This window comes from Rheinheimera hassiensis (assembly GCF_022436675.1).
Lineage (GTDB): Bacteria > Pseudomonadota > Gammaproteobacteria > Enterobacterales > Alteromonadaceae > Alishewanella > Alishewanella hassiensis.
Genome location: NZ_JAKUJZ010000001.1, coordinates 133,976 through 153,061, shown reverse-complemented (window position 1 = coordinate 153,061; position 19,086 = coordinate 133,976). Strand labels below are relative to the sequence as shown.

Genomic DNA, 19,086 nt, shown 5'->3' with positions numbered 1-19,086 from the left:
CTCCTTATGCTTTGTTACTATTACAAGCTGGCGGGATGAATTTTGGCTGAACTTCAACGTAAAGGATGTGTAAAGCAATGAGACTGGTTCGCACTGTAGTGGCCGAGGGCAGCATAAATGCAATTGATTTACTTAGCCTTCGTGTGCCTGAGTTGTCAAAAGGCCGTCTGAAAGATGCAATGGCCAAAGGCGCGGTACTGCTAAGCGGCAAACCACAAAAACGGCTGCGCCGGGCCCAAACTGCCTTACAAACAGGGCAACAATTACAACTGCACTATGATGACGAGTTATTGCAACGCAGTTGTGAACCAGCGCAGCTAATCAGCGATCAGCAGCAGTACAGTGTATGGTTTAAGCCTGCAGGGATGTTGTCGCAGGGTAACGAGTGGGGCGACCATTTGTCGCTGCTACGTGCTGTTGAGCAACATTTTGCCGCGAAACGCCAGGTGTTTTTACTGCACCGGCTGGACCGCGAAGCCAGTGGTCTGGTTATTGTTGCCCATAGTAAAAATGCAGCGGCGGCATTTAGCAAGCTGATTGCCGGGCATAAAATCAGCAAACAATATGTTATCCGGGTGAAGGGGCAGCTGTCTGACAGCTTATTGCAGCAGGGCGAAATCAGTTTGCCGCTGGACGACAAAGCTTGCCTTACCCGGTTCCAGTTATTGCAGTTTGAAGCGCTGACGCAACAAAGTTGGCTGGAGGTTGATCTTATCAGCGGTCGTAAGCATCAGATCCGCCGGCACTTTGCCGCGGTTGGCCATCCGGTAATGGGCGATCCGCAATACGGCCAGGGTAATAAAGATGCCACTGGTTTAGCATTACAGGCGGTTACGCTTAGCTTTAGCTGCCCGTTGCGGCACAAAAGCCAACGTTTTGGTGTGCCGCCAGAGCTCAGGTTGCACCGTTCAGCAACGCAATAACCGTTTAGCTCTTCAGATGAGCTCGTCGGCAACACTGGCAGGCAGTAGCGTGTTATTGCAGCTAAGTTCAATACTTCCCAGCCGGATAGCATTGAGTAAGTCTTGCCTTACCATATTGCTGTGCCATTCACAGGCTCTGGCTGCTTTACCGTGTAGTGCCAGTAACCACAGTTGTTGCTGTGGCGGCGAAGTAGCCGCCAGGGCCCAGCTTAGCCAGAAGGCTTCCGGCAGGGCGTTAAGTTCTGCCAGTTGCCAGGGTGTATCTGACAACTGCGGTAAAGCCAGGCGTAAACTGATAAAAGCCTGGTTGGCAAAACGCTCCGGCAGTAAAGCCTGCAGCTGTGCCGACAGCTGTTGTTGCAACGCTTTGGCGGTATCGTCGTCGGTATGCAAAGCAAGCCATAGCACATCGTCGTTAACGCAGCTGGCGGTTAGCTGCGCGCAATCCAATTGCTGCATGAAGGTGTGCACTGCCTGCTGCAAACGTTGTGCACCAAATTGTAATTTAAGCTCTGTTACTGCTGCTGGCGCAAACGCTAAGAGGTGTAGTGTTGTTTTTGCCGACTGATGTTGTGTACGCTGACAAAAGTTGTGCCAGTCGGCAGAGGCCAGGCTTACTGTGCTTTGGCTGACAGGTTTGCGCCACTTACGCCACACTAACGCTGGTATCGCTGCCAGAACCAGCAGCAGTACAGCCAGCATCAGGAAATGGTTATAGCGCTGTTGTTGCTGCAATTGCTGTTGCAGTTGTGCCAGTTCAGTCTGGTGCTGGCTTGCCGCAGCAACCTGGCTTAAGCCGTTATTAATTAAATCCAGCTGCAGTTTATTTTGCTCGGCAAATTGCTCGAAGCGCTGGGTACTGGCTTGCTGCATGCTGGTGTAGGCCAGTTGCCAGTTACCCTGTTGTGCCGCCAGTTTAGACGCGAGCTCGTTGTAGCGGTATTGCAGGTAAGCTGCCAACTGTGAAATATGTGGTAGCAGCTCTGCCAGCAACGCGTTTGCCTCTGCATATTGGTGACGCTGAAATAATAACTCGGCCAGAGCTAAGCTGCTCTCATGTAGGTAAGTTTGCAGGTTTTGCTGGCGAAATAACTGTAAGGCATCATTAAAAAACTGTAGAGCCTGCTCATCTTCTTTTTGCAACACCGCCAGCCGGCCAAGACCCTGCATGGCCATACCCACCCGGAGTAAATCATCTTGCTGTCTGGCCAGTGTCAGCGCTTCGTGCAAATATTGGCTGGCTTGCTCTGCGGTATTAATATCTTCCAGATAGGTTTCGCCGATAAACAACAGGGTATAGGTATAGCTGGAATGCTGCTGCAGTTGCTGGTAGCGCTGTTTTGCCTGCAATAAGTGAGATAGCGCATTTTTGTGGTCTTCAATTTTGCGGTACGCCATACCAAGACGAAAGTGAATGGAGGCCAGCGCTTCGTTATCCTGCAGCACAGTGGCCAGTTGCAGCGCCAGATTAAGATTCTGGTAAGCCTGATTATAGGCATTGTTCTGCAGCGCCAGCCGGCCCAGCATAATGCGGGCTTTTAGTTCAGCTTCAGGCTGTTGTCCGGTTAATGCCAGTGTCAGGCTGCGCTCGGCATAAGGAATGGCTTTTTGCACATGACCCAGCTGGTTGTAAGCCTGAGCAAAATTTTGCAGCACATCGCTGTACAGTTGCAGGCTGAAAGGATCGGTTTCGTCTTGCAGTATTAGTTCTGCCCGTTCCAGCTGGGTAATTGCGATGGCTGTGTCGCGGTATAAAATGCCATAAATTTGCGCTTTTAATAAGTATGCCTGAGCCTGCAAATATGCAGGAGCTGAGCTTTGCAGTACGTGTTCTGCAGCGTCCATGGCAGCTTCTTTATTACGCAACCGCAACTGTGTCAAACCCAGCACCAGCCAGTCTTCACTACTGAAAGACGCAGTTGGCTGCGACAGTAGCTTATTGCTGACGTGTTCGGCATTGCTGCTGGCTTCATTCAGGCGCAACTGTAAGTGCTCAGAAGCCTGTGCTGTAGAGGGCAGCGCTAGGGATAGCAGAGCTACAGACAGCAGGGCGTTACGTATTAGCATAATAATAACTGTTTTTATTTTTATCGCAGTTTAGCCTTATTTCACCCTGGCAGCTACACCTGATGCCGTGGGCTGCCTTGTGTAAATGCCTTTATGTTATCGGCAAGTTGTAACACCATGCGCTGGCGTGCTTCGGCGCTGGCCCAGGCCATATGTGGTGTAATCAACAGGTTGGGTAAATTGGCGCGGATCAGTATATTGTCTGGCGCAGGTGGCTCTAGTGTCACCACATCCAGCGCAGCGCCGCCCAGAGTACCGTTTTGCAGGGCATCAAGCAGGGCGGCCTCATCAATCAGGCCGCCACGGGCGGTATTGATCAGCAGCGCTCTGGGTTTAACTGCGGCAAAAACCTCAGCGTTAAACAGTTTTGTGGTGGCAGTTGTCAGCGGGCAGTGCAGCGATATTACATCGGCCAGCGCCAGCGCGTCGGTAAATGGTACTCTGCCCGGGCGGCAAGACACTGCGCCTGGCTGCTCGGCAATAATCAGCTGCATACCAAATGCTTGTGCCAGGGCTGCACTGGCCAGGCCCAGAGCGCCGTAGCCCACTACGACAAAGTTTTTATTCGCTAATTCAGTTACCGGGTAATCCAGCAGGCAAAAGTGTTTACTCTGGCTCCATTTACCGTCAAGCACAGCCTGATGGTATTGCTGAACTTTGTTGGTAAGTTGGAGTAACAGCGCAAAAACATGTTGTGGCACAGCAGTGTCGGCATAGCCCCGCACGTTACAGACGGTAATGCCCAGCTGGCGGGCCGCTGCAACATCGACATTATTTACCCCGGTGGCGGCTACGCAAATCAGTTTTAAGCCGGGTAACGCCTGCAGCATGGTGGCGGTCAGCTCTACTTTATTGACGATGGCAATACTGGCTTGCTGCAACCTGCTGACTACCTGCTGCGGCGTGGTGTACGGATAGCACTGCAGGGCTGTGGTGCTGCTGCGTAACGGCGATAAGTCGGCATCGCCCATAGAGTCTGCATCAAGAAAAACCATATTATGCATAATATTGTCCTGTTAAAGCGGCCGGTGTTATTGTTCCGCCGCGTTATACCAGCGCTTGGGCGAGCGGTAAACTGTTATGGTTCTGAATTATGCTAAAGTCGCATACCAACAAAACCTTTCTTATAGTGTGGGTCGAGCATGTTTCCAATGCGTTTTCAGCCGTTTATTTTTGCTTTTATTATGTCTGGCTTTATGGCGTTCCTGATGTCAGGCATTTTGACATTTATTAATCTGGGCTGGTTTGACGCTTTTATCGGTGCCTGGCTTAAAGCCTATTTATATGCCCATACCTGTGCTTTTCCGCTGGTATTTATTTTTGCACCGCTAAGCCGCAAGATCACTGCAAAGCTGGTTAAAGCGGATACCCGCGCTGTTTAACAGTATGCAGCATTATTTAACGGTTTGAGCATTAAGCCAGTGCGGATGGTGGCTACTATATTGCTGTAGCCAGGTAGCAAAGGCGTCGGCATGCAGTGGGCGGGAAAAATAATAACCCTGCACTTTATCGCAACCACATTGTTGCAGTTTTGCCAGCCCGGCCTGATTCTCCAGACCTTCAGCTGTAACAACAAAGCCCAGGCTATGTGCCAGCTGGGTTGTCGCTGCAACAATCAGAGCATCATTGCTATTGTGTTCAATATCTTTAACAAAAGCGCGGTCAATTTTAATTTCATGCACCGGTAATTGTTTCAGATAAGCCAAAGACGACTGCCCGGTACCAAAGTCGTCAATCGCCAGCGTAATGCCCAGGCTACGGATGCGCTGTAACTGCGCTATTACCGTTGCTGCATCCTGCATAATGGCGCTTTCGGTAACTTCCAGCGCTAATGCTGCAGCGCTTAACTTGTATTGCTGCAGTTGAGCATTGATATTGTCAGCTAAAGCCGGGTTTAGCAGATCCTGTACCGACAGATTTACGGCTATTTGCAGCCGTAGCCCTTGCTGCCACCATTTTGCTGTTTGCGCTATGACGTGCTGTAACATCCAATCCGAAATCAGCCTGATATTGCCGGAATGCTCCGCCAGCCGGATAAACTCATCCGGAGCAATAGGGCCCAGTTTGGGGTGTTGCCAGCGGATCAATGCCTCTGCACTGTGGCATTGCTGTGAGGCAAGATCCATTTTGGGCTGATATACGGCATAAAACTGGCCATTGTGCAGGGCTTCAGGCAGGTCGCGGATCAGCATCAGCTCTCGCTGGTGGCTTTCATCCTGGCCTTGCAGATATATAGCAGTGCGTTGTGGTGCCAGCCGGGCATTATCCAGCGCAATATCGACTCTGCGCAGGGCGTCATTAACACTGCTTTGCTGGCTAAAGAAATGATAAATACCAATGCAAATTTTCAGGTTGATTTGAGAGTTATCTAACTGATAACCCTCTCCCAAAGCCGCCAGCTTGGCCCGCACCTGGCCTTCGGTTAGTAAGGTATTATATACCAGTAAAAACTCATCGCCGCCCAGCCGTGCCAGCATTGCCGGTGTTTCAGGACCCAGTTGTAGCCGCCGGGCCAGCTGCTGCAACAAAATATCGCCGTTGCTAAACCCCAGCACGTCATTAATATGCTTAAACTGCTTAATGTTAATTTGTAGCAGGCTACCGTCGCTGCTGGCCAGCAGGTTTGGCAGTAAACGCTCGACAGCGTTGCGGTTATATAAGCCCGTCAGTGAGTCATGCTCGGCATTAAACTGCAATTGTTGTTCACGCTGGCGGATATCGTGCTGCATGGCACTGAGCGTGCGGCTAAGCAACGCTACTTCGTCTTTACCGCGCACCGGAATAGTTTCGTCAAACCCTTGGCCTATACGTCTGGCAAAGTAGCTTAGCGCTTTTAGTGGCTGGGTAATGCTGCGGGCAAAAATAATACCTGCCAGTAAGGTTAGCGACAACGCCGCACCGAAAATAAGCAGCAACTGGTGCCGGAACTGCTGATAGCTGCTAAGCCAGCGCTGGTTAGATAAATGCTGCACAGCCCATAACTGCTGTTGTTGATCCAGCGGCAGCGCCAGCGAAATGTAATCTTGCTGTGGGTTGCTGTGCGCCACACCCGCATCGTCTATCAGTTTATCAAGTAATGCAGGTAGCTGCTGTTGATAAGTGGCATCAAGCGTAGAAGTATATAACTGATAACCTTGCGCCTGTTCGGCCACAAAGCTGATATCCAGATCAGTTATGCCGCGGATCTGTTTGGCTAAGGTACTATCAAGCGGAAAACCCATGCCAACCCAGGCAATTAACGCTGGCGCTCTTACCGGGGCCAATACCAGTTGATAGGGTTGGCCAGCCAGATGCAAAATATCGTTTACCGGCGCAGTGCTATTGCCCTGTGTTTGTTGAAACAGTGGCGCTATATCGGCGGCCGTAATTGCGGTATCCGAGCTGGCCAGCAAAGCACCGTCGGGCGACAACAGTAAGGTAAGGCTGGCATTAATGCGGCTGCCATGGTTAGCCAGCACCGATTTTATGGTTTCCTGCTCTGCAGTGGCAACAGCACGACGAAAGCCAAAATCGGTAGCCAGAATTTGCACGCTGCTGCTTAACTGGCCAGCTCTGTTATTCAGTGCTTCACGTAGTACTTTACTGGCCACGCTCAGAATTTGCATGGCCTGTAACTCACTGTCGCGTTTCATGGCGCTAAGCGTAGCCAACCCGGTTGCTGTTGCCAGCAGGCTTAACAATACCAACAAAATGAGTATAAGTTTGGTGCGTAAAGAGCTGAATGTCATCAGGGCTTAACTATGTTTATTAAAACAACAATAAAGCTTAGCAAAGCAGCACGCCGAACAGGGGCGCGAAAAGGCAAGAATAAGGCATAATGCTGGATACCAAATTGGAAATTTTATCAACAATAGCAATAAGCCAGAGCAGGCTCAAATAAAAACTGGTAGCAAAGTAATGCTAATGAGACGGACAGATATTAAATGAAGACAGGATTAGGCATTCAACTGGCGTTGTTACTGCCGGTTATTATATTACTTTATAGCCCTGCCGCCACAGCTGCTGATATTTGCCAGCAAGCCAGGCAGCAGCAACGGCCTTGTGTGGCACTGGTGCTGGGCGGCGGTGGTGCCCGTGGTGGCGCGCATCTGGGGGTGATCGAACAACTGGAGCGCCAGCAAATACCGGTTGATCTGGTAGTAGGCACCAGTATTGGTGCCTTTATTGGTGGCTTGTATGCCAGCGGCCATAGTGCCAGCGAAATTGCTGCCCGGCTGGAAAACACCCCCTGGGCTGATGGCTTTCGTGACCGCGTATATCGCGATGAAATGCCGCTGCGGCGTAAACATAAAAGCGACGACTTACCGGTAAATCTGGATTTGGGGGTATCAGAAGAGGGGGTGCGCTTGCCCAAGGGTATTTTAAGCGGTCAGGCGCTGGCAGAAATTCTTAACGGCACCTTTGGCCCCTTTGCTAACCTGAAGCATTTTGATGACTTACCGGTACCTTTTCGCGCAGTGGCAACAGATTTACTTACCCAGGAAGAAGTTATTCTCAGCGATGGCAGCCTGGTGCAAGCCGTTCAGGCTTCAATGAGTCTGCCCGGTGTGGTGCGGCCGCTGGAGCTTAACGGTAAGTTGCTGGTAGATGGTGGTGTGGTAAACAACCTGCCAATCAGTGTGGCGCGGCAACTGGGGGTAGACCGAATTATTGCTGTAAGTATCGATTCGCCGCTGTTGCGCCGCGAGCAGATGGAATCTGCATTTAGCGTGACTGAACAGCTAACCAGTTTTTTGGTGCGGGCCGGGGTGCAGCAGCAAATGCAATTGCTGACCGAGCGTGATCTGCTGTTGCAACCGGATCTGGTCAATATCAGCATGCTGGATTTTGGCAATATTGCCCAGGCTGTGCAGTCGGGGCGGCAAAGTGCTATCCGCTTTGTGCAGGCACTGGCCGATTTTAGCCAGCCGCAAAAAGTCTATCGCGAATGGTTCAGCCGGTTTGACCAGGCCGACGCCGCCGCCATTAAAATTGACAATATTGCCCTGCAAAATGATTCCCGCCTCAGTGACGAGCTGTTGCTGGCGCGGCTGGAGTTACAACCGGGCGATTTTTATACTGAGCGCAGTATCCGCCGTGGCTTGCGCCAGATGTATGGCCTGGACACTTTTGAGCGTATTACCCAGCAGCTTACCGTCGATGATAACGGTGAAACCCTGTTAACAGTGCGGGCCGAAGAGAAAAGCTGGGGGCCGGGATATATGAACTTTCGTCTGATGTTTGAAGATGATTTTCGCAATAACCATCAATACCAGCTGGCCGCAGGTTATACCCGCAGTAATTTGTCACCCTGGGGGGCAGAGTGGCACTCTGAACTGGCGCTTGGCAGCAATAAATACCTGCATACCGAACTATACTGGCCGCTGGCAGACAGCGGGTTTTATACAGAAGCCAGTTATCACCACCGGCGAGATACTCAGTCACTGCAGGATACGCGGTCGTTATCTGCCGGTGAGCTGAAAAACACAGAAAACCGCCTGCTGCTAAGTACCGGCTGGAATATATCGGATCACGCCCGTCTGCAACTGGGCTGGACCTTACGCGATGGCAAATACTTATTGCCCAGTTTGTATGCCAGCCAAATAGGCACTGACACTGTTAGCTACCAGCGCAACGGGCCTGAGATGCAGTTTATCTGGGATACGCTAAACAGCCGCAGTTTTCCCACCCGCGGTATTCGTTTGGCCAGTAACTACCGCTTTCTGAATGACGATGCTCTGGGCACTGAAGTGTCCAGCAAAAGCAGCAGTACTGAGGTGTTGGCGGCTAAAACCTGGCAACAGCACACACTGCGCACCCGCTGGCGCTTTGACCATTACAACGTCGACGAGGACAGCTTTGCGCTGGAGCAGTTTAATCTGGGCGGTTTTCTGAATTTGTCCGGTTATCCGGCCGATTCACTGTTTGGCAGCCAAATTCAGTTTGGCAGCCTGGTGTATCTATACCGGCTTACCGAGCAGAAAATCTCATTTTTTAATGCGCCGCTGTATTTTGGTACCTCACTTGAGCGCGGCCGGGTGCGTAAAGATCTGTTCGGAGCCTCAGGTGGTGCTGACGCCACCAACTGGTTGTGGGCAGGCAGTGTATTTCTGGGCTGGGATACGCCGCTGGGACCTTTGTATTTTGGCGTAGGCATGGCTGAGCAGGGCGAGTCTGATTACTCTGATGCGGTGTATCTGTCGTTTGGCAAACATTATTAATACAACGGCTAGTATCAGGGTTTACATATTTGCTCACACTTTGGCGTTGGAATAAAACGCTTTGCCGGTGATAAGCTTGGCGCCATATTATTAACAGGAAACCTACATGCAGTTAATTGTTACCGCCATTAATAAAGCTTACAGCTCAGTACAGGCTGTTAAAAATGCCAGCTTTCATATTAACAGCGGCGAAATTTTTGCCTTGTTAGGCCCAAATGGCGCCGGTAAATCGTCCATTATCCGTATGCTGGTTGGCATGACCAAGCCTGACAGTGGCAGCATTATGATCAGCTATCAGGACCAACACTACGACCATGTGCCGCGCCGTCTGCTGGGTTATCTGCCAGAAGACAGAGGGCTTTACCCCGACAAAAGCATAGAAAAAAACCTGCTGTATCTGGCGCAGTTACATGGTTTAAGCAAAAGCAAAGCCCTCAGTGAAATGGACTACTGGCTGGATGTATTTGAGCTGACACAGCGGCGCCACGACGAGTTAAAACAGTTGTCGAAGGGCAATCAGCAAAAGGTACAACTGATTGCAGCCGTATTGCACCAGCCCGCGCTGGTTATTCTGGATGAACCCTTCTCCGGGCTGGATCCGATAAACCAGGAAAAAGTTGTGCTGTTTTTACAGCAACTGAAAGCCAAAGGCATGACGGTGATCTTAAGCGCCCACCAGATGGCCATGGTAGAAAAACTGGCCGACCATATGCTGCTGATGGCACAAGGCCAGGTTGTGCTGGCCGGCACCCTGCAGCAAATTCAGCAACAAAGCCAGAATCAGCGTCAGATGAAAGTGGGCTTTAGCAGTGAGGTAAATGCGGCACAGTTAGAGCAACTGGCAGCCGTTGTCACGGTACAGCAACTGCAGGCGCGGCATTATCTGCTAACGCTGGCAGAGCAGGCTAGTGTGTCAGATTGCCTGAAGCAGCTACTGCAATATGGTGAGCTGACCCAGGTTGAAATGCAGTCGGCCGATTTACATCAGCTTTATCTGGCGGCAATGGCCAGGCATAAACCGGAGGCAGCAGCATGATATCGCGGCAAAGTTTAATTGTGGCCAGGTGGGAGTTTTTACGTTTTTTTAAATGGAAACAGCAACTGGTGTCGTATTTACTGATGCTGGCCGTGATTGCGGCTATAGCGTTATGGAGTTTTTTCACCGATGAGAGCCAGCAGCAATATCGCATTGCGGTGCCGGCCGAGCTGCAAATAACTAACACAGAGCAATTTCAGTTTCAGCGCCCCGGTATAGCGCTGGAAACACAACTTATGCAGATGCAAAGTGATGACTCCTGGCATGCCGTAATCAGCCTGCAAGACGGCCAGTTGGTTGTGCATACCCTGACCGGTAAAAAATGGTTACAGCAACTGGACGAAGTGCTGCAAAAACATTACCGACATCTGGCAGCGCAACAAATGGGGTTAAATACGACGCAACTGGCTGCGTTGGAGCAACCGGTAGAGATTGAAACCCGTTACCTGGACCAATCCTACAAAGGCAAAGATACCCCGGAGAAGATAATTGCCATCGGCGCGTTAATTTTGCTGTTTGTCGGCTTAAGCACAGCTTTTGGTCAGGTGCTGGTAAGCATTACCGGTGAAAAACAGCAGCGCGTAACCGAGCAGCTTTACGCCATAGTAACACCACAGCAATGGATGGATGGCAAAGTGCTGGGCCATAGTTTCAGTGCGCTTAAGGCTATGCTTACCTCAGCTTTGGTAATGCTGCTGTCTTTTGCTGTGGTGAGTGTGTTTACGAAAAAAGCCGTCGACTTAAGCTGGCTGGATATCAGTGTGGTGCTGTGGCTGATTCCGTTTGCGCTACTGGGCGTAGTGTTATGTGCCAGCTTTATGGGCGCGATAGCGGCATCAATTGACGATCCGAACAACAGCGGTAAAAGTGCGGTAATGATGATCACCTGGTTGCCAATGGTGTTTACGTTCATAGTGATTGATAGCCCGGCAGGTATCGGCATGACAATACTGAGCTTTGTACCGCTAACGTCTTTTGCTGCTATGCCGGTAAAAATGGCCATGGTAACGGTGCCCTGGTGGCAGCCGCTGCTTTCGCTACTGCTACTGCTGGCCACCGTGTACTGGATGCGCCGCGTTGCCGGCCGGGTGTTTTTACGCGGTATGCAAATGTACGGTAAAGAGCCGTCATGGGGCGATATAGTGCGCTGAGCGCTGAGTAATAAAGCCGACTAATCGTTTGCCGACAAAGCGCGCTCAACATCAATACCGATGCTGAGTGCGCCGCTATGGCTGCCCTGTGCATCCGCTACCGGCACACTGAGCTTTACCTGAAAACGCCGGGTAGACTGATCATATTCCACCACATCGATAAAATAGTCACTTTGCTGGCCAAATACACTGAGAAATGGCGTTTCATCCCCCTGCCAGTAGTCTGTGGTTATTTCGCTGATCGCAACATTAGCGCCCTGATTGTCCATTAGGATCACTTCTGTTACCAGGCCGCTGTAGTTTGCCTGCCAGTTGCGCAGCAGGGCCGAAGCTTTGCTTTCCAGCAGCTTATATGCCAGGCTGCCGTCGTTTTGGCCTTGCAGTAATTGCTGCTGCCACAGGGTGTCTTGCCGGCGAATTTCTGCCAGTGTTGTTGCTGCAAGGTTGTGCTGTTGCACGGCCTCCAGCAAGGTGTTGCTGCGGGCCAGTTGTTGTACGTTGCTAAGCAATAAGGTCAGAATTTGTTGTTGCTCGCTCTGGGCCAGTGCAAAAGGCGCTGAAGCACATAAATGCACGGCGGCATTAAAGTGGCGCATAAAGCCGGGTTTTTGCTGTAAGCGCAACTGCGAAAAATACACGCCCAGCGGCACGTAACGAAAAAAGCGTTGTTCAAACTGATCTGCCGGTAGTTTTAACCGGCTGGCGGTGTGGGTAAATTCTTCCAGATCGGCCAGCACAGCATCGATGCGCCCTATCGCTAATAACTGCACCAACTGGGCAATGTCACTGACTTCCACTTCCAGCTTGTAGTTCTGGCTGTTAAACCAGTCGGCCTGATGGCTGCCTAAAATAGCGCCATAACGCACTTTACCGCCGCTGTCTGGCCCGCTGTGGCGCGGATGCCAGAACCAATACCAGTTTTCCAGAAACAACGGCGCCGACAGCTTGGCGTAATCGTTCATTTCATCGTTGGGAATAGCGGTAAAGTAGCCGTCAATGCGGCCCATTTTTACTTCTTGCTTGGCCCGGCGCCAGGGCATCGGCAATAACTTATAAGGTTGCTGGGTTTGTTGCATAATGCAGTTAATTTGCTGATGGCTGGTGTTGCCGCTGTTGGCAGGCACATTGGTGCCCAGCAGCACTGCGCCGCCTACGTCAGAAATAACCATTAAGGTGCTGAGCGACAAAGCTAAGAACATATCGATGATCCACAGTGTCTTGTAGCTGGCACCAAGTATAGCAGCCAGTAAGCCGGGTGGGGTTGAACTTCAGCGCAGTCACCCACACTAAGGCTGTATACTTGTGGCCAAAGGCCTGAATTGAGGTAATTATGTTTTCATCGTTTAAACAGCAGGGTAGTCAGTGGCAACAAATGTTTGCCCGGCGCCAAAGTGCGGGCCCGCTGCAGCGCTTACTGGCCTGGTTAATACTGGGGCTGATGTTGCTGGCCGGGGCGGCTATTTTGGTGTTTATGCTGTTACTAAGCTGGATTTTAATTCCAATACTGCTGTTTCGCCACCGCGCTAAAATTAAAGCCTGGCAGCAACGCCAGCAAGCTGGCGCGGGTAGCACAGGGCAATCGGCAGAGCAGCCACGCAGTGTAATTGAAGGCGAAGTGCTGCGTAAGCGTGAAGATTAACCGGCTGAAGTTGTTAAGTCTCGCGAACCGGTTCTTCTTAATCAGGTATTAAAGCAGGTTATTCGCCACACACAGCCAGCTTGGCCTGAATATAGTCACCGTGGCGGATAAACAATAAGTCAGCAATTTTACGCAGCATCGCCTCTTCATTCGGGTCCAGCACACCGTCGGCATACGCCTGCTGCCATAAGCTATCGAGCAGCGCCAGTCTGGCGTCATAACTAAGTTGCTTTAACTGCGCGGTAAACTGGTGCAGCGAGGTTGCATCGGTTGCCTGTTGCTCTGCCAGTGCCACTACCGCTTTAGCATCCACTGCCGACAGCTCAAATTCATCTTTTACATACTGCTCTGCCAGTGCCAGCTCTTCGTTGCTGCTGGTAAAATCGGCGTGTGCCACCATCAGCATTAACGACACACAAGCCAGTTCGGCTTCTGTCAGACCATAGGTTGTTTTGCTAGCTGCCGGAGCAGACAAACCATCATTTACTTTATCAAGTAAGGTTTTAAATAACTGAAACATTGCATGTCCTTTATTGATTACCGCCATTAGAGGCCAGTGCCGGTGCAAAGTTCTGCTAAGGCTGTTAACAGGCTAAAGCATACCGAACTTGAAAAACAAGCCAAAACACCGCATTAAGCTTTTAGCAATAAACTTGCAGCATAGTGCTGGCAGCATACCGTTGCCTTAGTCTGAGGTGAAGCTTGGCTATCCTGATTACAGTGTTACTTGGCGCAGCGATCATTGCGCTGGTGTTATTATCGCCGCTGTGGCAGCGTTATAAACGCAAACAATTGATGGCAAAACCCTTTCCGGCGGTCTGGCGCGATATTTTAAAACGCCGCCTGCCTTATTTTCGCGCCTTACCAGCCGATTTACAGCTACAGCTGAAAAAACATATTCAGGTGTTTGTCGCCGAAAAGCAATTTATTGGCTGCGACGGTTTAACCGTTACCGATGAAATGCGTATAACCATCGCAGCGCAGGCTTGCCTGTTGCTGCTAAACCGGCCGGATTATTACTACCCGAAACTAAAACAAATTCTGCTATACCCTGCTGCTTTTGTGGTTAGTGGTAACAGCCCTGACAGCGCCGGGGTAATGCATGAGCAGCGCCGGGTGCTGTCGGGAGAATCCTGGGGCCTGGGCAAGGTTATTTTAAGCTGGGCTGACACCTTAAATGGTGCCGCCAACCCTTGTGATGGCCGCAATGTGGTGATCCATGAGTTTGCTCATCAGTTGGATCAGGAAAAGGGCATTGCCAATGGCGCGCCGCTGCTTGAGCGCAGCAGTGACTATCAGCAGTGGTCTGGCATTATGGCAACTGAATTCAATACTTTGCAATTACAGGCTACAAGGGGAGAGGGCAGTTTATTTGACCATTACGGCGCGACTAACCCGGCCGAGTTTTTTGCGGTAATAAGCGAAGTGTTTTTTGAACAACCAAAGCAGTTATCTGCGCAGCACCCGCAACTGTATCAGCAGTTAAGCCGGTTTTACCGGCTGAATCCGCTTAGCTGGCACTAACGTTATAACTAACAAAAAAGTGATCTGAAACCCGCTTTACGGCATACTCTTTAGCTTATTAAGAACAGTTCTTATTTAGTTAGGGATGCGTTATGCGTTGGTTGATAGTAGCAGCTTTGCTTTGTAATACCTTGCCGGTGATGGTGCATGCTCAGGAACAAGTGCCGGTACGGGTAGCCATGCCACAGGAAAAAGGCCTGTCAGAACAACTGGTACTTAGCGGTAGTTTAACTGCGCAGCAGGATGCCAGTTTATCCAGCCGCACTGCCGGTTTAGTGGCCGAATTACTGGTTGATGCCGGTAGCACAGTAAAAAAAGGTCAGCCGCTGCTGAAACTGGATACCGCCCTGGCGCAGCACGAGCTGGCACAGCGACAGGCAGCACTAAGTGCCGCGCAGGTGCTGCAAGCTGAACGCCTGCGATTGGTGACTGAAGCTGAACAACTTACCGCGCAAAAATTATTTCCGCAAACCGAATTAAGCCTGCGCCGGGCTGCACTGGCCGAGGCCGACGCTATGTTGCAACAGGCTAAAGCTGAGCAGCAGCAACAGCAGGAAATAGTTGCCCGCCATATTCTTACCGCACCTTTTGCCGGTGTTATTGCCCAGCGAACTGCTGATGTGGGGGAATGGGTGGCGTTGGGTACGCCGGTGTTGCAACTGGTAAGCCTTACGCCGCTATTGCTGGATGTACAGGTACCGCAGGAGTATTTTGCTGCGCTGTCGGCACTGCGCCGTATTGAAGTGCGTGCCGATATGCTGCCCGCTGAAAAACTCAGTGCTAAGCTGCTGGCCACGGTGCCGGTGGGTAGCAGCAGTGCGCGCAGTTTTCTGGCCCGGCTGGAAGTGACTGACGGGCAACAGGCGTTGCTACCCGGCACTTCTGCCAGTGCTACTTTTTATTTTGAGCGCGAGGATGCCACGGTGCTGGTGGTGCCGCCAGACGCTTTACTGCGCCACCCCGACGGCAATTTCAGCCTGTTTGCTATCAGCGATAATAAAGCCTGGCGCCACAACGTTACGCTGGGCCGTAGCAGTGAGCAGGGCGTGGAAATTTTGTCCGGCCTGCCTAAAGGGCAAGCGGTGGTGGTGCGCGGCAATGAAACACTGCGTGACGGCCAGGCTGTGCGCGTGCTTAGCGACGATAAGGAGTAAGCCATGCTGGAAGCCGGTATTCGCCGTGGCACTATTCTTACCGTAGCGGTATTAATTATATGTGTACTGGGCATTGTGGCAGCACTGCGTATCCCGGTGCAGATGATCCCTGATCTTGAAGTGCGCACCATCAGTGTGGTTACCGGCTGGCCCGGTGCCACGCCCCAGGATGTAGAAAAAGAAATTCTGATTGAGCAGGAGCGCTATTTACGCACCCTGCCGAATTTAAAGCGCATGGTATCGCGTGCCAGTACAGGCTCGGCTGAGGTAGAACTGGAATTTCCGTTTGGTGTTGATGTAAACGAAGCTCTGATCCGCGTCAGCAATGCGCTAAGCCAGGTATCGGCTTATCCGGAAAACGTTGACCAGCCGCGTTTATTTAGCAGTTCCTATTCCAGCAATGCCTTTATGTATTTTCGCCTGATGCCTCTAAGCGGTAACCCGCTGAAGCTGGATATGGATATGTTGCGCGATTACGCCGACGACTATGTGCGGCCGCAAATGGAGCGGGTGCCGGGCGTGTCAGAAGTGGGCGTTAGCGGCGGCGCCGAGCGACAAGTTCAAATCCTTGTCGACCCGGCCAAATTAGCACAGCGCGGCATTAGCCTGACTGATGTGCGAGACGTAATCCGCGCACGTAACCGTGACAGCTCAGCAGGCGATATCGACAGCGGTAAGCGGCGCTATTTGCTTAGGATGGTGGGCCGGTTTGATCGTATCGATGAGCTGGAAAACCTTATTCTTACCCAGCAGGGCGATAATCAGGTGCGGCTGAAAGATGTGGCCACCATAGTGCTGGACCACTTTGAAGTGCGCGATTTATCATTTGCCGATGGCGAACAGTCATTGGGTTTATCTGTGCGGCGCGAGCCCGGCTCTAATGTTATCAATATTAAGCAAGGCATACTGGAAGTAGTCAGCCAGGTTAACCGCGATATGCTGGCGGCCAATGGCCTGCAACTGATGCTGATCGGCGATGATGTGCGCTATGTTGAAGACTCCATCGCCAATGTCTGGACTAATCTGGCGCTGGGTGCTTCGCTGGCAACTTTTGTCATGTATCTGTTTTTACGCTCCGGCCGCGCTACGCTGGTAGGGGTGATTGGCATACCCATTTGCACCATAGCGGCGTTTTTAGGTTTGCTGGCGTTTGGCCGCACCATCAATGTTATTTCTCTGGCAGGTGTCGCTTTTGCTATCGGTATGACAGTAGATAACACCATAGTGGTGCTGGAAAGTATCGAACAAGCGCGAAGGCGCGGCCTGGACCGAATTGAAGGGGCTATTGCCGGTGTGCGCGATGTTTGGCCTGCTGTACTGGCTTCAACCCTGACCACAGTGCTGGTGTTTATGCCGATTTTATTTGTCGAACAGGAAGCCGGCCAGCTGTATTCCGATATCGCCATTGCTATTGCAGCAGCAATTATTGCTTCTATGCTGGTAGCGGTGTTTGTAGTGCCAGCCGCCATTGCCCGGCTGGGCTTTGGTAAAAACGCAGTTATACACCAAGACGGTATACACCAGGACAGCGCACAAGAAGACAGCCAGAGCCTGGCCCCCGGCGCCATTTTGCGCCTGGTGCAGGCAGTTATCCGCACCAGAGTACGGCGGGGTTTAGTGCTTTCGCTTACTGCACTGCTCACACTGGGCGCTGCCTGGTATTTACTGCCACCGGCAGAATATTTACCCGAGGGCGAAGAGCCAAAAGCCTTTTCGTCAATGATTGCGCCGCCTGGTTATAATCTGTCGGAAATGGCAGAAATAGCGAAGGAGGTTCGCACTTATCTTACGGAGCAGGTTAATGCCGATCCGGCATTGTTTGACCGCGGTGAAACTAGCATGCCTTCGCTGCAGTATTATGCGCTTAGTGTGTCAGTCGGGCGTATTTGGGTAATGAGCGAGCCCACCCGCGCAGAAGACATTAATGCCATGATGGACGCGATAACGAAGAAATTTCGCGAATATCCCGGTATGCGGGCATTTTCGTCGCGCGGTTCTATTATCAGTAGCAATGACGGCGGCACCCGGGCGGTTGCGCTGGATATTTCCGGGCCGGATTTAGCCAGTTTATATAGCACCGCAGATGCTGCTTATGTGGCGGCAGGCCAGCTGTTTGATAACCCGCAGCTAAGCTCAGAGCCCTCGTCGTTATCTCTGGATCAGCCGTTAGTCGAAATCCGCCCGCGCTGGCAGCGTTTGGCCGAGCTTAATTTTAGCGCCGCCGATTTTGGCTTTGCCGTATCGGCCCTCAGTGACGGCGCTTTTGTGGATGAGTTTTTTCTGGCAGACGATAAAGTCGATATTTTCCTGTTCAGCAGTGCCGGGGCAGAGCAAAGCTTGTCCAGGTTGTCGCAAACACCGGTATTAACGCCACAGGGCGCTGTATTGCCATTAAACAGCCTGGCTGATCTGGTTGAAGTGGCCGACAGCGACACGCTGCGCCGGGTTGATGGCCGCCGCACCGTAACACTGTATATAGTGCCGCCGCGTGAGGTAGCGCTGGAGACCGCAGTAGCCATAGTGCAGCAGCAACTGGTACCGCAATTGCAACGTGACGGGGCTATAGCCACCGGTGTGACACTGGATATCTCCGGCGCTTCTGATCAGCTTGATGAAACCCAAGCTGCACTGGGCAGCAACTTTGTGATAGCCATTGTATTAATTTATCTGCTGCTGGTGGCCATTTTCACCCATTGGGGGTACCCGCTGTTTATTCTGGCTACTGTGCCACTGGGGCTGGCCGGTGCTTTGGTTGGCCTGGCCGCGGTAAACGGTGTCAGCAGTGCGTTAGCGCTGGTAGGGTTGGGCGGTTTTCATCAGCCGTTTGATATGATCACCATGCTGGGCTTTTTAATTCTGTTGGGTACTGTGGTGAATAACCCGATTTTAATTGTCGATCAAAGCCGCAATAACCTGCGCAGTGGCCAGATGGCAGTAACCGAAGCCGTGCTGCAAGCCGTGGCAACACGGCTTAGGCCGATATTAATGTCTACCGCTACCACGGTGTTTGGTTTGGCGCCGCTGGTGTTAATTCCGGGCGAGGGCACTGAACTATATCGCGGCGTGGGGATTATTGTGCTGTGTGGTTTGTTGTTTTCTACGCTGATCAGCCTGACATTTTTACCAGCGTTGCTGGTAACGGTGCTTAGCCGTGTTCAGGGAAAAACACAAAACGGATAACCTGTGCCGCCACCAGCGCAATCATCAACGGAATAATATAACGGCTGAGTTTGGCGGTTTTTTCTGTGTCGCGGCTGCCAAACTTTTCTGCCAGCGTAACCAGAATAAACAACGCGGCAAACAGCAGGGCTAAAATAGTAATTAAGGTGGTCATGATGTGCTCCGTAGCAATGTTGCGGCCAGCTTAACCTGTTTAAACTTTAGTTTCAAAA

General features: G+C 51.6%; 15 protein-coding genes. 9 read left to right on the top strand and 6 right to left on the bottom strand.

Annotation, left to right across the window (positions count from 1 at the left end):
* Positions 1-77: 77 nt before the first annotated feature.
* The gene (locus MJX74_RS00635; protein WP_240219967.1) at positions 78-923 is read left to right on the top strand and encodes an RluA family pseudouridine synthase; all 846 of its coding nucleotides are present in this window, start codon (positions 78-80) and stop codon (positions 921-923) included.
* A gap of 12 nt (positions 924-935) precedes the next feature.
* On the opposite strand, the gene MJX74_RS00630 is transcribed toward MJX74_RS00635, so the two are convergent.
* Together MJX74_RS00630 and MJX74_RS00625 are read right to left on the bottom strand one after the other, a co-directional pair.
* Positions 936-2,990 (bottom strand): tetratricopeptide repeat protein, encoded by a 2,055-nt coding sequence (locus tag MJX74_RS00630; protein WP_240219965.1) that lies wholly within the window; start codon positions 2,988-2,990, stop codon positions 936-938.
* Positions 2,991-3,043: 53 nt separating this feature from the next.
* Entirely contained in the window at positions 3,044-3,994 is a 951-nt protein-coding gene (locus MJX74_RS00625) for a D-2-hydroxyacid dehydrogenase (protein WP_240219963.1), read from the bottom strand.
* A gap of 147 nt (positions 3,995-4,141) precedes the next feature.
* On the opposite strand from MJX74_RS00625, the gene MJX74_RS00620 reads away from it, so the two are divergent.
* On the top strand, positions 4,142-4,372 hold the full coding sequence (locus tag MJX74_RS00620; RefSeq protein WP_240219962.1) for a DUF2798 domain-containing protein: 231 nt from the start codon (positions 4,142-4,144) through the stop codon (positions 4,370-4,372).
* A 12-nt stretch (positions 4,373-4,384) separates the two neighbouring features.
* Here MJX74_RS00620 and MJX74_RS00615 read toward each other — a convergent pair whose 3' ends face one another.
* Positions 4,385-6,718: a putative bifunctional diguanylate cyclase/phosphodiesterase gene (locus tag MJX74_RS00615; protein WP_240219961.1), complete on the bottom strand. Its 2,334-nt coding sequence runs from the start codon at positions 6,716-6,718 to the stop codon at positions 4,385-4,387.
* A gap of 195 nt (positions 6,719-6,913) precedes the next feature.
* Between MJX74_RS00615 and MJX74_RS00610 the strand changes: the two genes are divergently transcribed.
* The 3 genes from MJX74_RS00610 to MJX74_RS00600 all read left to right on the top strand — a co-directional run bounded on the left by MJX74_RS00610 (position 6,914) and on the right by MJX74_RS00600 (position 11,377).
* Positions 6,914-9,190 (top strand): patatin-like phospholipase family protein, encoded by a 2,277-nt coding sequence (locus MJX74_RS00610; protein ID WP_240219960.1) that lies wholly within the window; start codon positions 6,914-6,916, stop codon positions 9,188-9,190.
* Positions 9,191-9,296: 106 nt separating this feature from the next.
* Complete coding sequence (locus tag MJX74_RS00605) at positions 9,297-10,226, top strand: ABC transporter ATP-binding protein (RefSeq protein ID WP_240219959.1); 930 nt, start codon at positions 9,297-9,299, stop codon at positions 10,224-10,226.
* Complete coding sequence (locus MJX74_RS00600; protein ID WP_240219958.1) at positions 10,223-11,377, top strand: ABC transporter permease; 1,155 nt, start codon at positions 10,223-10,225, stop codon at positions 11,375-11,377. The genes MJX74_RS00605 and MJX74_RS00600 overlap by 4 nt, the downstream gene beginning before the upstream one ends.
* Before the next feature lie 20 nt (positions 11,378-11,397).
* On the opposite strand, the gene MJX74_RS00595 is transcribed toward MJX74_RS00600, so the two are convergent.
* Positions 11,398-12,576 (bottom strand): substrate-binding periplasmic protein, encoded by a 1,179-nt coding sequence (locus tag MJX74_RS00595; protein ID WP_240219957.1) that lies wholly within the window; start codon positions 12,574-12,576, stop codon positions 11,398-11,400.
* A 131-nt stretch (positions 12,577-12,707) separates the two neighbouring features.
* On the opposite strand from MJX74_RS00595, the gene MJX74_RS00590 reads away from it, so the two are divergent.
* Entirely contained in the window at positions 12,708-13,016 is a 309-nt protein-coding gene (locus tag MJX74_RS00590) for a hypothetical protein (RefSeq protein ID WP_197412213.1), read from the top strand.
* 58 nt (positions 13,017-13,074) lie between these two features.
* Here the strand turns inward: MJX74_RS00590 and MJX74_RS00585 are convergent, their stop codons facing one another.
* A complete protein-coding gene (locus tag MJX74_RS00585; RefSeq protein WP_240219955.1) occupies positions 13,075-13,536 on the bottom strand; it encodes a tellurite resistance TerB family protein in 462 nt (153 codons plus the stop codon).
* 182 nt (positions 13,537-13,718) lie between these two features.
* Between MJX74_RS00585 and MJX74_RS00580 the strand changes: the two genes are divergently transcribed.
* From MJX74_RS00580 to MJX74_RS00570, 3 genes are all read left to right on the top strand, one after another.
* Positions 13,719-14,540 (top strand): M90 family metallopeptidase, encoded by an 822-nt coding sequence (locus tag MJX74_RS00580; protein ID WP_240219952.1) that lies wholly within the window; start codon positions 13,719-13,721, stop codon positions 14,538-14,540.
* Positions 14,541-14,632: 92 nt separating this feature from the next.
* Entirely contained in the window at positions 14,633-15,694 is a 1,062-nt protein-coding gene (locus MJX74_RS00575; protein WP_240219951.1) for an efflux RND transporter periplasmic adaptor subunit, read from the top strand.
* 3 nt (positions 15,695-15,697) lie between these two features.
* Positions 15,698-18,874 (top strand): efflux RND transporter permease subunit, encoded by a 3,177-nt coding sequence (locus tag MJX74_RS00570; RefSeq protein ID WP_240219950.1) that lies wholly within the window; start codon positions 15,698-15,700, stop codon positions 18,872-18,874.
* Here the strand turns inward: MJX74_RS00570 and MJX74_RS00565 are convergent.
* A complete protein-coding gene (locus tag MJX74_RS00565; protein ID WP_068233764.1) occupies positions 18,840-19,028 on the bottom strand; it encodes a hypothetical protein in 189 nt (62 codons plus the stop codon). The genes MJX74_RS00570 and MJX74_RS00565 overlap by 35 nt on opposite strands.
* Between the last annotated feature and the right edge of the window lie 58 nt (positions 19,029-19,086).